Origin of the sequence: Desulfosarcina sp. (assembly GCF_033791525.1) — a bacterium.
Taxonomy (GTDB): domain Bacteria; phylum Desulfobacterota; class Desulfobacteria; order Desulfobacterales; family Desulfosarcinaceae; genus Desulfosarcina.
Genome location: NZ_JASJGN010000286.1, coordinates 1 through 12,960, shown reverse-complemented (window position 1 = coordinate 12,960; position 12,960 = coordinate 1). Strand labels below are relative to the sequence as shown.

10 protein-coding genes are annotated in these 12,960 nt (G+C 56.7%); 7 read left to right on the top strand and 3 right to left on the bottom strand.

Going from position 1 to position 12,960, the window contains the following annotated elements; genetic code table 11:
- The 6 genes from QNK41_RS14250 to QNK41_RS14225 form a co-directional block, all read left to right on the top strand.
- Window positions 1-1,619 (top strand): hypothetical protein (locus QNK41_RS14250; protein WP_319258064.1); only part of this gene is annotated, 1,619 nt, incomplete at its 5' end.
- Window positions 1,620-1,846: 227 nt separating this feature from the next.
- Window positions 1,847-2,839: a 4Fe-4S dicluster domain-containing protein gene (locus tag QNK41_RS14245; protein WP_319258063.1), complete on the top strand. Its 993-nt coding sequence runs from the start codon at window positions 1,847-1,849 to the stop codon at window positions 2,837-2,839.
- Entirely contained in the window at window positions 2,829-3,287 is a 459-nt protein-coding gene (locus QNK41_RS14240) for a hypothetical protein (protein WP_319258062.1), read from the top strand. The genes QNK41_RS14245 and QNK41_RS14240 overlap by 11 nt, the downstream gene beginning before the upstream one ends.
- A 224-nt stretch (window positions 3,288-3,511) precedes the next feature.
- Complete coding sequence (locus QNK41_RS14235; RefSeq protein ID WP_319258060.1) at window positions 3,512-5,320, top strand: putative Na+/H+ antiporter; 1,809 nt, start codon at window positions 3,512-3,514, stop codon at window positions 5,318-5,320.
- Window positions 5,321-5,336: 16 nt separating this feature from the next.
- On the top strand, window positions 5,337-5,765 hold the full coding sequence (locus tag QNK41_RS14230; RefSeq protein ID WP_319258059.1) for a cell envelope biogenesis protein OmpA: 429 nt from the start codon (window positions 5,337-5,339) through the stop codon (window positions 5,763-5,765).
- A 29-nt stretch (window positions 5,766-5,794) separates the two neighbouring features.
- Window positions 5,795-7,906: a phosphatidylserine/phosphatidylglycerophosphate/cardiolipin synthase family protein gene (locus tag QNK41_RS14225; RefSeq protein ID WP_319258057.1), complete on the top strand. Its 2,112-nt coding sequence runs from the start codon at window positions 5,795-5,797 to the stop codon at window positions 7,904-7,906.
- Here the strand turns inward: QNK41_RS14225 and QNK41_RS14220 are convergent.
- Complete coding sequence (locus QNK41_RS14220) at window positions 7,887-8,162, bottom strand: hypothetical protein (protein WP_319258055.1); 276 nt, start codon at window positions 8,160-8,162, stop codon at window positions 7,887-7,889. The genes QNK41_RS14225 and QNK41_RS14220 overlap by 20 nt on opposite strands.
- Here QNK41_RS14220 and QNK41_RS14215 point away from each other — a divergent pair.
- The gene (locus QNK41_RS14215) at window positions 8,161-10,878 is read left to right on the top strand and encodes a UPF0182 family protein (protein ID WP_319258054.1); all 2,718 of its coding nucleotides are present in this window, start codon (window positions 8,161-8,163) and stop codon (window positions 10,876-10,878) included. The two genes, QNK41_RS14220 and QNK41_RS14215, sit on opposite strands and share 2 nt — an antisense overlap.
- A 96-nt stretch (window positions 10,879-10,974) precedes the next feature.
- On the opposite strand, the gene QNK41_RS14210 is transcribed toward QNK41_RS14215, so the two are convergent.
- Window positions 10,975-11,136 (bottom strand): DUF1186 domain-containing protein, encoded by a 162-nt coding sequence (locus QNK41_RS14210; protein ID WP_319258052.1) that lies wholly within the window; start codon window positions 11,134-11,136, stop codon window positions 10,975-10,977.
- A 255-nt stretch (window positions 11,137-11,391) separates the two neighbouring features.
- The coding region (locus QNK41_RS14205; protein ID WP_319258051.1) for a DUF2207 domain-containing protein at window positions 11,392-12,960 on the bottom strand (1,569 nt) is incomplete at its 5' end.

Below are 12,960 nucleotides of genomic sequence, written 5' to 3'. Positions count from 1 at the left end.
GAGGAACGGGTACCGGAGGAACGGGTACCGGAGGAACGGGTACCGGAGGAACGGGTACCGGAGGAACGGGTACCGGAGGAACGGGTACCGGAGGCCATGGCAACCTCCTGTTTCAGCAGCTGGAAGTGATGCGCATGGAAGTGGATAAGCACCTGGAAGGCAAGGGCGACGTGGCCATCGCCGACCTTGCCGGTGCCGTCTTCGATATGAAAAAACAGCTGCTGGAAGGCATCGAAGCCCAGAAGGCCATGGGTGTCGCCTATGAAAACGAGGCGGCCATTCTGGAGAATGCCAACGAGCTCACCGATCGGGTGCTCCTCCAGCTGGTGAGAGATGAGTATCAGCAGGGCAAGATCACACCTGCCCGCATGGCCCATCTCCTCAGGCGCCTCGTTCCCGAAGCTGCCGAACTCAAGCGACTGCTGCCCAAAATAAAAGCGACACTGTTGGAGGAGGGCATGTCCCACACCCAGTACCTGGAGCTGATACAGGCATTGGGCAAGGAGCTGCAGAGCGAGGGCCTGGCCAATATCCTCCAGGAGAGCGGCGAAGAGATTGGCGTGGACGGTGATCAGTTGATCGAGGAGTTCAAGAATAATCCGGAGCAGGCGGCCCAGTTGATTTACCTGGCCGCCGAGATCCGCAAAGGCAGCGGGGACGAAGATGCACTGGCCGATATTCTGGCCGGGTACGTTGAGCAGATGGGCGGCCAGATGGCCATGGACCAGACCCAGGAAAAGGACGACCCCGAGCATCTGAAAAAGGTGGTGGGAAGCATCGAGTCCACCATTGTCAGCCAGTTGGGGAAGATGGATGTGGGGGGCGATGTCATCACCAAACTGGAAGACCGCCTCAACGACCGGATGGAGACGGTCCTGGACCAGATGCGCGCCGAATGGCTCAAAGCCAAGGGCAAACCGGGTGAAGGCGGCGGACCCGCAAAGCCGCACAAGGTTCTCAGCGTGCTCCAGACGCTGGAGCAGAGCGTCAGCGAGCACGACGAACTGGGCGAAATCCTTAAGATTGTTCGGACCAAGGTCGAAGCCGGTGAAATCGATGAGAACGACTATAAAAAAATCCAGGATGAGATCGCCGGGCAGAAACAGCTGATCAAGGACAAAGAGGCCAACCGGGTCATGCCCACCGGCATAATCAAAGCCAGCGCCATGGCCTTCATCCTCGAAAAGGAGATCGCCCGGGCCAACCGCTATGACTACTCTTTTTCCGCCCTGGCGTTCTCCATGGTGCGGATCAAACCCCAGGCCAAGGTACCGGCCGGTGCCATCAACAACGAAATCCTCATAGAAGCCGTGCTGGCCCTATTGGCCGAAACGTTTCGTGAAGTGGACATCGTCGGCCAGTTGGGAAAAAATACCATCGTGGCCGTTCTGCCGCTGATCAGCCGCGAAGATTCCAAGAAAGCGCTGAACCGAGTGATGAAAGTTCTCCAGGACACGCCCATCGACGTGAAGGGTATTCCCGTGGACTTCAAATTTGCGGGCATTGCGATTAGTTTCGACGGGGAACACACACCGGACGGCAAAAGCTTTATCCGGGTGATGTCGGGCCGGCTGCAGGATATGGCCAACCGTTTGAAAAATATTCAGTCTTTCATGTAGCCGCATATTGCCTTCGGCTGAGCCGTTGCCGCCTTCGGGATTGTCGTTGCAGGCCTTTGCCGTTTATTTACTCTACTTGCATAGGTTCGTGTGAATGAGTGGTTCAGGCGTAAGTGACATATAAGCCCACGGTAGGGGTTAAAGCCCCTGTTGAGTCCTTCTGGCATTTTCGCTTGAAAGCCTGCCGAGATCTTGCCTGATTTCAATTTTAAGAAGGAACGTTTGTCATGTCCAACAAGTTGTCCCGGCGCTCGTTTATCAAGGCCAGCCTGATCACGGCCGGCGCGGTGGCGGCCGCCGGGGTCACGCGCCCGCTCTCCGCCAGGGCTTCCGGCGCGGAACTGTGCACCCTGTTGGATCTTCAACAATGCATTGCCTGCGGCGCCTGTGTAGAGGCCTGCCGGGAGGTCAACGAAGAGAAATTCCCTGCACCGGAAGGCCCCATGCCCGACATGATTCCACGCAACAAAGTCAAGATTGCCGACTGGTCGTTAACTGAAAAGCGTGAGATAGATGACCGGCTGACCCCCTATAACTGGCTCTTCATCCAACCGGCCGTCGGCGAATACAACGGGGAGGAATTCGAAATCAACATTCCCAGGCGCTGCATGCACTGTCGCAACGCGCCGTGCTCCAATCTCTGCCCGTTCGGCGCCGCCTTTACCCAAAACAACGGCATCGTGCGCATTCACCCGGATGTTTGCATGGGGGGCGCCAAGTGCAAGGCGGTGTGTCCGTGGCATATTCCCGAACGCCAGTCCGGCGTGGGGCTGCACCTGGATTTGCTGCCCCAGTATGCAGGCAACGGTGTCATGTACAAGTGCGACCGCTGCTACAACCGGCTGAAGGAAGGCGAACTACCCGCCTGCATCGACGTCTGTCCGGAGAATGTCCAGCAGATTGGTCCCCGCAACGAGATCGTCGAGAAAGCCCACCAGATGACCAAAGAGATGGACGGATTCATTTACGGCGAGACGGAAAACGGCGGAACCAATACCATCTACGTGTCCCCAGTGCCCTTCGACGTTCTGGATCGGGCCACCGACAAAGGATCGGGGTCGCCCCACCTGGGGCCGGCTGCCGACAGTATGGCGTCGGCCAACACCATGGCCCTGGCAACGATCATTGCACCGGTTGCCGGTGTGGCCGGTGCAGTGGCCCGATTCCTGAGCCTGGGCAATTCCGACGGTGGCGGCAAGGAGGGGCAAAATGAACGCTAAACCCCACCTTCTGTTAAAAATTCTGTACGGTGCAGCTGCAGTTACAGCACTGTTTACCGGTTTCGGCAACATGCCCCTGTGGGGACGCTACTATGTGGCCGATCTTCCGGGTCTGGAATGGTCAGGCGATTTTTTCATCAACGTCAATGTCCACATTCTTGCCGGAAGCCTGCTGTTGTGCATCGCTACCTACGTGCTCACCGCCACCATGATGGATGAACGATTGCGTAACAGCCGGATGACGCTGTCCGGTCGAATCAGGGGTTTTCTCCTGGCAATGGCTCTGGCCACGGGAATCCTTATGGTCGTGAAAAACCTGCCCGGGGTTCATTTCCCCATGGCCACGTTGATCGTGTTCAATTTTGCCCACATGACCGCCGCCTTGCTGTTCATGATCGCCGGCCTTCTATCCCTTATTTTCAGACATCCTTGGAGACAGATCCGCTAAGCCGGCTGCGCAACTTTTATTGTGAACCTGAATTCTATAGTTCAGGTTTGTCTGTTTCTCTATGAACGCCGCCCCATGAGGTCGCAATTTCATGTGTCCGCCTTACCCTTGCTTTTTTAGTATTTCCCGTTACAATTGGCCTATCTACTTGTTGCGGCGATTATGAGCAGGCTGTCAATCGTGCGGACCGTGCTGCCCTTTCCAACCGAATCAGGAAATAAAACATGAAAAAAATGCGTTCCCGTGTCGTTTTCTTTATTTTCTTGGCCCTTGGCGTTTCCGGAATCGTCGTGGCGGCCGGCGGGCCGCCGGCCGATGCGCCGGTCTTTCCGCCCAGCCTGGAGAGTTATGGCGACGGGGAGGTGGGCAACATCGTCAGCATCCTGGGTAACCGCATCCGACACGAACCGTTCAATCTGGTGGCGTCTCTCATTTTTCTGTGTGCCATCATCCACACCTTTCTCACCGGCCGTTTCATGGTCATCGCCCACCGGTGGACCCATAATCATGAAGAGAAGATCAAGAAGGGGGAGGCTCCACGAGACTCGGTGCACCACGGCGCCGAGCTCTTTCATTTTCTGGGTGAAGTGGAGGCCGTGTTCGGCATCTGGGCCGCGGCGCTGGTCGTTGCCTGTTTATTATACTTCGACTGGTCCACGGCAAAAAACTATATCCTATACAAAGTTAATTTTACGGAACCCATGTTCGTAGTCGTGATCATGACCCTGGCCGCTACACGCCCGATCCTGAAGGTCACGGAACAGCTTATGTGGAGAATTGCCAATCTGCTGGGCGGCACACTCACCGCCTGGTGGTGGGCCATTTTGACCATCGGTCCCATTCTGGGATCGTTTATTACCGAACCGGCAGCCATGACTATTTCCGCCTTGCTGCTGGCCGATAAATTTTATTCGCTGGCGCCGTCCAGCAAATTCAAATACGCCACGCTTGGGCTGTTATTCGTCAACATCTCCGTAGGCGGCACGTTGACCAGTTATGCGGCACCGCCGGTACTCATGGTGGCGGCGCACTGGAATTGGGACTCGGTGTTCATGCTAACCCATTTCGGCTGGAAAGCCGTGCTGGGTATCCTTGTGGCCAATCTGTGCTATTTTCTCATCTTTCGCAGCGAATTGAAAACGATGCAAAAAGCCTTTGCCATCAATAGCCTTAAAGACGAAATCCAGCAACGTTATCTCAAACGGGCTGATGTGGAAGATATGATGGACCATTGCATCGAACGGCTCGAGGATCGTATGCATTTTGTGGACGTTTTTTCCGACCAACTCAAGGAGGTCGGCCGGGAACTTACCCAGCGTCTGAAAACCAGCGTCTTGGCGGATTTGAAGGATAAGGGCGTCGATCCGGATCTGGCCAAACGGGCGTTTGAAGAGCGCAACAAAGAGATTCGGCTTCGCCGCATGCGGCGTGCCTTCCCGCTTCTCCTGCCACCGGAGGAGCGACCACCGTTCTTCGATCCGGACTGGGATCGCCGTGACGATCCGGTGCCGTGGTGGGTGACGTTGGTGCATATCGGATTTATGGGCTGGACCATCATCAATGCCCACTACCCGGCCTTGTTCATTCCCGGAATGCTATTCTTCCTGGGTTTTGCCCAGGTAAGCGCCCCTTACCAGAACCGCATCAACCTAAAGCCGGCCCTGCTGGTGGGATTTTTCCTCGGCGGCCTGGTAATCCACGGCGGGCTCCAGGGCTGGTGGATCGAGCCGGTGCTTAGCAACCTGAGCGAAATTCCCCTGATGCTGGGAGCCACGATACTTACCGCATTCAACGACAATGCGGCCATCACCTTCCTGAGCACCCTGGTGCCCGACTTCTCGGATACAGCAAAATATTCCGTTGTTGCTGGCGCCGTAGCCGGCGGCGGGTTAACCATCATCGCCAACGCACCCAACCCCGCCGGACTGAGCATACTCAAACCCTTTTTTGACGAGGAGGTGTCTCCCGTTAGCATTTTATTGGCCGCCGCCCTGCCAACAGCCATTTTGTGGCTGGCATTTCTCGTTTTATAGTAAGGAGAAAAACACCATGAATGTTCTCGGAACAGGTCAATGGGTGGCAATATCCTGTGGCATTTTGATTTTGACGGCCTGCAGCGCCAAACAACCGGTATTTTATCCCAACGATCATCTCCATTCGGTGGGAAAAACCCAGGCCCGGACGGATGTGGATCGATGCATGGCCGAGGCCAAGGAGTACGGGGTGAAAAACGATGCCGGCAAAACCGTGGGCGGCAAGGCCGTAAGAGGAGCAACCCTCGGTGCGGCCATCAGTGCCGTGGTCTCAGCCGTTTTAGGCGGCAATGTGGGCCGGGCCGCCGGAGCCGGGGCCGCAGGGGGCGCCACGGCTGGTGCGGTGAACGGCGCATTCGATGCTGACGAGCCGGATGCAGTCTTTAAAAATTACGTAGACCGGTGCCTCAGGGAAATGGGGTATGAAGTGATCGGTTGGCAGTAGCCATCTGATAGAAAAGGAAACACATCACCATGACCCGCGTCTCTCTTCATATTCGACAGATCTTCCTTGCAGTGGCCATCGCGCTGGTAATGACAGCAATCGGGTGCAGCCCCACTCCCAGGTATCAGCGAATCCCCGCCGGGGTGATTTCGACGACCATCGAGCCGCCGCCGGTCGGGCTGAGATTCGAAACAACGGTCACCCTCAAGGGAACATTGTGGAAAGACGACTCGCTTCTTCTCACCTATAGCGACGGCCGGAAGGACTATTATGGTCGGGTATCCGCCGACGACCAGGTCAACCTGTCCATCCACCAGGAGTGGTTTCCCGTCTATCAGGTCAACCCGCTGGAAAAAAACGCATACAAACAATCGGTCACCGGTGCGGAAACCTTAAGGCATCTGGACCGGCAGCACTGGACCGCCCTGGTAAAGCGTATCGAAAATGCCCTGGTAAATCCGATTAAACCGGGGACGGGCATCCTGATCAATGTCAGGGATGAAGAAATTTTTGTCTACCGCCGGCTCGATGGATCACTGGCCGAATGCGATTTCATGGAGAAACCGGCAAGCGTCCGTCTGGTGGAAAATCATCGCCTGGAAACCATGAACGAGGGAATTTTCCTTTTCCTGACCGCCTATCTCGAAACCATCGGCGTCTCCGATCCACACCTGGTCATGGAGACCGGTGAAACCGGCCCCTATGCCCGGCCCTTTGTCTTTGTCGACCGCAACGAAAAACGGTTTCATTTTCTCTCTTTAGAGCCTTATACCTTCGGCTCCATGCCAAGCATGCCCGTGACCAACACGGGCAAGGTAGGATGGCATTTGTTTGCGCGCAGCTACCTTTTTGAGCTGTTCAACCGGCCCGTCTCTTCGCTCTCCCGCCTCGGCCTGTTCCTCTATGACACCGCCTGGGATGCCACGCGGGGGATCTGGATCAGCACCTTTCGTTTCCCCGACGCTGAGAATGTGAATATCCCTCCTCTTTACCGGGGCGGGAGTATGGATCGAAAAGGGTGGGAAGACCATCTTGACCGAGTTGTGGGTACGGGTACCCGCACCAGCGGGCGGATTGAATTGCTCGTTGGCGGGGATCAATTTTTTCCCCGGCTGGTCGATGCCGTTATCGGTGCCGAGCGATCCGTCAAGTTGCGCACCTACATCTTCGATCGTGACGACTATGCCGTCCGATTGGCCGATCTTCTCAAGAAACGGTCTAAAGACGTGAATGTCCAGGTGATGCTGGACGGCTTGGGCACCCTCATGGCCCAGAACAAAGCCGCCGGATCCATGCCGCCGGACCATGAGGCGCCGCTGGGCATCACCCTGTACCTGACCGACCAGTCCAAAGTGCGGCTGGTCAGCCTGACCAACCCCTGGTTCACCGGGGATCACACCAAGACGACCATCATCGACAGCCGCAAAGCCTTTATCGGAGGCATGAACATCGGCCGGGAATACCGCTGGGAATGGCATGATCTGATGATGGTGGTGGACGGCCCGCTGGTGTCGGTGATCGAGCGTGAGTTCGACAAAACCTGGGCCCACGGCCAGATACTGGGGGACGTGGTCTTCTCCGGCTACGTGCTGGCCAACCCACCTACGCCCGAGTCCCCCCGTGGCTATCCCATCCGGGTTCTGCGGACCCTGCCCTACGATTCCCAGGTCTACCGATCCCAGTTGCACGCCATCCGCCAGGCCAAAGGCTACATCTTTATCCAGAACGCCTATTTTTCCGACACCACCATCATCCACGAACTGGTCAAGGCCAGACTGCGCGGGGTGGACGTGCGGGTAATCATTCCCATGGAGGGCAATCACGGCATCATGAACGCCAGCAACGTGACAGCAGCCAACACCCTGCTGAAATATGGCGTACGGGTATTCACCTACCCGGGCATGTCCCACGTCAAGGCCGCCGTTTACGACGGCTGGGCCTGCCTGGGATCGGCCAACTTCGACAAGTTGAGCTTTCGCGTCAACAAAGAAATGAACCTGGGCAGTTCGGACCCGGACTTTGTTCAGAACCTGCTCGACAGCGTGTTCGCACCCGATTTCGAGGCTGCCGTGGAACTGACGCAACCCCTGCCGGCCGGCTGGAACAATACGATCGCCTCGATCATCGCCAGCCAGTTGTAATTGGATCGGCAATATCATGAGCCAAATCACCTGTACAACTGAGAATTGGATTTCCCCGATTTTGTTTATTGAATACGACAGCACCGTAATCCTCGGTATTGCCGCGTTGGTCACCACGATTTCCGGGGCTTGCTACATCGTTCGGCAGAAGCTTCGTGTCGACTTGTCCATTGACCATCCGGAAGAACCGTGAAACCATTCCGGGACGGTTCCGGTAGAAAAATAGGATCTTTTTGAGAAAGGCCTTGGCATCCATGAAATCCTGGAAAAAAAGAGTGCTTGTTTTTTCGGCCGCCCTGATTGGGCTGCTGGTGGTGGTTGTCCTGCTGAAGCTGGTCTTCGTCGATTTCGTCGTCGATTTCTGGTGGTTTCAATCCCAAGGCATGACCCTGTACTTTTTCATGCGACTGGCCTATCGCTATCTCGTTTTCGCCTTTTTTGCCGCAGTTTTCTTTGCGATTTTTTACGTCAATTTCAGGATTGCCTCACGCGCTGTCGGTGTCGCCGACACGCCCGGGGACAAGGATGAAAAGAGCCTGTTCAAAAGCCTGCACGGCGGCTTGCGGCGCATGTACCTCCCCCTCTCCTTTTTGATGGCGCTGCCCATCGCGGTGCCTATGTATGCCCATTGGGAAGAGGCCCTGCTGTTTATTTTCGGCAGCGCCAGCAGGGTGACCGACCCGCTGCTGGGCAAGGATATCAGTTTCTATCTGTTTTCCCTGCCCATTTACACCCTGATCCAAAAAGAAGTGCTTGTGGCCTTCATCATTTTGCTGGTGGGCGTGATGTTCCTTTACTGGTATGAAGGCCGTCTATTGGCCATTCAGGAGCGAACGCTGCCACGCCGGGCCCGCGTGCACATCAGCCTGCTGGCCCTGGCAACAGTGGCCATCGTCTGCTGGGGGTTCTTGCTAGAACGATACCAACTGCTTTACGAAACGGTCAATCTGCCCATCTTTTTCGGCCCCGGCTATGTTGAGATGAAGATCGTCCTGCCGATGATCTGGCTGTCTGTATTTTTCCTTGCAGCCACCGGCATATCACTGGTGGTAAGCCTCAACCGCAAGCGGGGGTGGAAGATACCGCTGATTGTGGGTGTGCTGTTGGCGCTTAGCGTGATGGGTAAAAACGCCGATTTTTTAAACGACATGGTGCGCAAATATATCGTCGCTCCCAACCAGATCGCCCGTGAACGGCCTTATATCGATGCCAACATTCGTTCGACCCTGGCCGCCTATGGGCTCGACGCCGTCCAGACCCTGGACTTCAAGACCCAATCGAAACCCACCTTTGACGCCGACGACCCGGCACTGGTGCGCCGCCTGCAGAACATTCCCGTCTGGGACCGTGAGATGCTGGGCGGCGTCTACGAAGAGCTCCAGGGCATTCGAACCTACTATTCGTTTCCAACCATTGATGTGGACCGCTACAGCGTCGAAGGCAGTTATCGCCAGGTCTATCTGGGCGCCAGGGAGATCCAGTTTTCCAAATTGCCCGAATCCGCGCAGAATTGGATTAACCTCCACCTGCAGTACACCCACGGCCAGGGGGTGGTAATGATTCCGGCCGCCCAGGCCGGCGACGAATTCATGACCTGGTTTATCAAGGATATCCCACCCCAATCGGACTTCGGCTTGCCCGTCAACCGGACATCCATCTACTACGGGCTCGAGGACAAACCCTATGCTATCGTGCCTAATGACGCCGGAGAAATCGGCTCCCCGGTCGGCGATGATGAAGCCATCGTCCACTACGATGGCCAGGGCGGGGTCCCCGTCAATTCACTATGGCGCAAGTTGCTGTTGTCCATGCACTTCAAGGACCGCAACATTTTTTTTACCGCCAAGACCAACGATCGCAGCCGCCTGCTCTTCCGTCGCAACATCCTGGATCGGATCAGGCACATCACCCCGTTTCTGAAACTCGACCAGGATCCGTACATCGTCTCGACGGCCGACGGCCTGTTCTGGGTCCAGGACGCCTATACGACTGCCGACAACTATCCACTGGCCCCGGCAGTCGAGGAAGGCATCAACTACATCCGCAACTCGGTAAAAATTGTCGTGGACGCTTATCACGGAAAGATCACTTACTACGTTTCCGATGGTGCGGACCCCATCATCAACGCCTATCACCGCATGTACCCCGGCGTTTTCCAGCCGTTGAGCGACATGCCACCGGCGCTGTTGAAGCACATCCGCTATCCCCAGGATATTTTTCTCAGTCAGGTTTCCATTTATGCCAAATATCACCAACGGGACCCGGAGCGGTTCTATCGGCAGGAGGATATCTGGGAGTTTTCAAAAATACCCCAGGGCCGGGATCTGGTTCCGGCCAACCCCTACTACCTGACCCTGGACCTCATCGAGCCCGGCCAGGAGGATTTTCTGCTCTTCATGCCCATGGCACCCTTTGGCCGCGACAACCTTCGGGCGCTGATCATCGCCGGCAGCGACGGCGACAATTACGGCAAGATATTCGCTTACCGGTTTCCGAGGGACCAGCAGGTATATGGTCCCGCCCAGGTCCACTCCCTGGTCAACCAGGATATTGTCATTTCCGAACAATTTACCCTGTGGGATCAGGAAGGCTCCGAGGTGCTACTGGGCAAGATGATCATCGAACCCACGGCCGGCTCGCTGCTTTACATCCAGCCGGTCTACCTCCAGGAGGAGGGCAAATTGAAGATCCCGCAGCTGAAACGCTTGATCATGGCATTGGACGATGCCGTTGTCATGGCGCCTAGTCTGGAGGAAGCCGCGGTGATGCTGGAGGCGGAACTGACCCGCAAATCGGTCCGCAGGGATCGGCATGCTCAGACACGGTCACGTCCCAACATGGGCAACCGTTCACCGGCAGGCGACACGACAACCCCACCCGCGCCGAAAAACAGTTTGAAGGCACCTTCAACCCAGCCGTCGGAACCGACGGAGCAGGAGGGCGGCAGCGTCACTTCAGCCTCTGACACGTAACGCAGGGCGTTTTCCGAATGCCGGGAATCATCGACGGCGACCAATACTTTCTTTTCCATGACGTTGCCTCCCGATTCTTCTTTCTTAAGGATGCCCTCAACCACCGCATAGCTCATGGCCTGGAGTGTGGAATTCCGGCGGGATGATCTCGGCGCTATGTTCAACGGCCGCCTCCACCGCCTCCTTTTCGTATACCCCGGTGTTAATTTTAAATGAATCCAGTATTTCGTCAACGGTCAATCCATCGTGTGCGTCCATCCCAAACCCTCCCGATATTGGTTTGTTTAACCGCATTGTTGATTTCAGCGTGCTGGCATCATACCGGACTCGATCCGCAATATGAACTGGCGCTGGTGAATCGCGAGATTGTGAAAACCCTGGAGGAAGGGCAGCGTCTGGAAGCCAAAACAAAAATCGTTGAATATTACAAGGATTACTCGCTTAAAAAGTGATCGTATATTGAAGAATTTGCCAAGTCACACAATCTGCTTCCTGAATAGAAAACAGCACCCTTTACCAACCGCCACCGCCACCACCGCCCCCTCCCCCACCGGAAGATCCGCCCCCGCCGCTGCCTGACGACGATCCCGGCGCACTGGACGAGGCGGAGACCGCGCCGGCAAAGGATCCGCCCAGGCTGGCGGCCAGGCCGGTGAAGGGCGTGCGGCCACTGTACCAGGAGGGCGAGTGATGGCGGCCGGATGCGGGATCGACAGCCGCTCTGGCCAGGACATCGGCAAACTGCTCGTTCCAGTCGTTCTCAACCCCAAGGGCCATCGCACAAGGCAGCAATTCTTCGAAGTGTTCGGGGGTCCGGTCCGGCGGGTTGAGAAGGTTCAAGCGGTCTTTTTCCGCCACACACATGTAAAGCTTCAAGCCCTCGATCTCGTCCAACAACCGTCTGCCGCCCAGGGTCGGCGCCTTGAGCAGGTGGTAGAAAACGATGTTGGTGGCCACAATGCCCATGAACAGGATCATGTTCGGGAAGCCGACGGCCGAGGCGAGAACGCCGATGCCGACGATTTCACCGCCGACAAAGGGCAGGGCGAACAGGGTGATGGCCGTCGCCCCGGCAACTTTGCGGCTGCGCCAGGCAGCGATTACCGTGGTGCCGAGGACATAAACACCGGCGCTCCAACCTGACAACCAGACCATCATGAACATGGCCACGGGAACCAGGGAAGCGGTCAGGACAATCCCTCCCAGCGTCAGTATCGAGATGGCGATTCCGGGAATGAAATACCGGGTGTTGCGCAGGAAGTATGCTTTTTCGTATTCGCCGCTCAGGCTGGTGCGAAGCGCTTTGACGGCAGCCCCCACCCGGTTGTGTGACGTCTTTTTCAAGGCAATTGATCGTCTTCCCGGCGGAAACAGGTGTCGTGCCACCTTGGCTTCTCCCGGAGCCAGCGAAGACGAATGGCTGCCTGTGATCTCAAGAGAATAGTCACCGTCGCTGTCTTCGGCAATGGTTAAAAACCCCTTTACCGCCATGCTGACCACGGCCACGGCCAGCGCCTTCTTGTCAAACCCCATCTGCTGGACAAAACGCATGCCTGCCGGGGAGATGCCTTTGGGCGGGGCATAGCGGGGAATGATGGCGCCTTTGATCGGATCCCGCCCCACCTTCAGCCAGGCCGTCGCGTAGTAAAAGAGAAGAACGATCAGGCCGCATATAGCCACCACCAGCCCGCGATTGTCGCCGAGCAGGTAGCCGATCTTCTCGGCCGTTTCCGGCTCGGTCACGACGCCTTTGGGCCAGGCCACTGCAATGGTCAGGCCCTCACGGGGGGCCAGTGCGTGGGTCGTGACGAATCCAAGATCACTGGCGGTTTCGTCAATCGCGTAATCCTGGCCGTCCGCTCCGAACGGACCGGTGTAAGCCGCATACTGGACCACTTCGGCCCCCGGCGGCAGCTGGACGACCGCCCGGGCTGTTTCGATGACAAAATCCCATCCGTTGCCGGTGACGTTCCAGTACAGCTCATCGTATTCGTCGAAAAACCCGATCTGCCGGTCGGTGCGATAAACAAATGTATAGGTATATTCGCCAGGCTGCAGAAACACGTCCTTGTTGCCCATGTA

Excerpts from the sequence above, each read along its gene's own strand:
- QNK41_RS14245 (WP_319258063.1), top strand. The coding sequence starts at position 1,847 with ATGTCCAACAAGTTGTCCCGGCGCTCGTTTATCAAGGCCAGCCTGATC.
- QNK41_RS14240 (WP_319258062.1), top strand. The coding sequence starts at position 2,829 with ATGAACGCTAAACCCCACCTTCTGTTAAAAATTCTGTACGGTGCAGCT.
- QNK41_RS14225 (WP_319258057.1), top strand. The coding sequence starts at position 5,795 with ATGACCCGCGTCTCTCTTCATATTCGACAGATCTTCCTTGCAGTGGCC.
- QNK41_RS14235 (WP_319258060.1), top strand. The coding sequence starts at position 3,512 with ATGAAAAAAATGCGTTCCCGTGTCGTTTTCTTTATTTTCTTGGCCCTT.
- QNK41_RS14220 (WP_319258055.1), bottom strand. The coding sequence starts at position 8,162 with ATGGATGCCAAGGCCTTTCTCAAAAAGATCCTATTTTTCTACCGGAAC.
- QNK41_RS14215 (WP_319258054.1), top strand. The coding sequence starts at position 8,161 with ATGAAATCCTGGAAAAAAAGAGTGCTTGTTTTTTCGGCCGCCCTGATT.
- QNK41_RS14230 (WP_319258059.1), top strand. The coding sequence starts at position 5,337 with ATGAATGTTCTCGGAACAGGTCAATGGGTGGCAATATCCTGTGGCATT.
- QNK41_RS14210 (WP_319258052.1), bottom strand. The coding sequence starts at position 11,136 with ATGGACGCACACGATGGATTGACCGTTGACGAAATACTGGATTCATTT.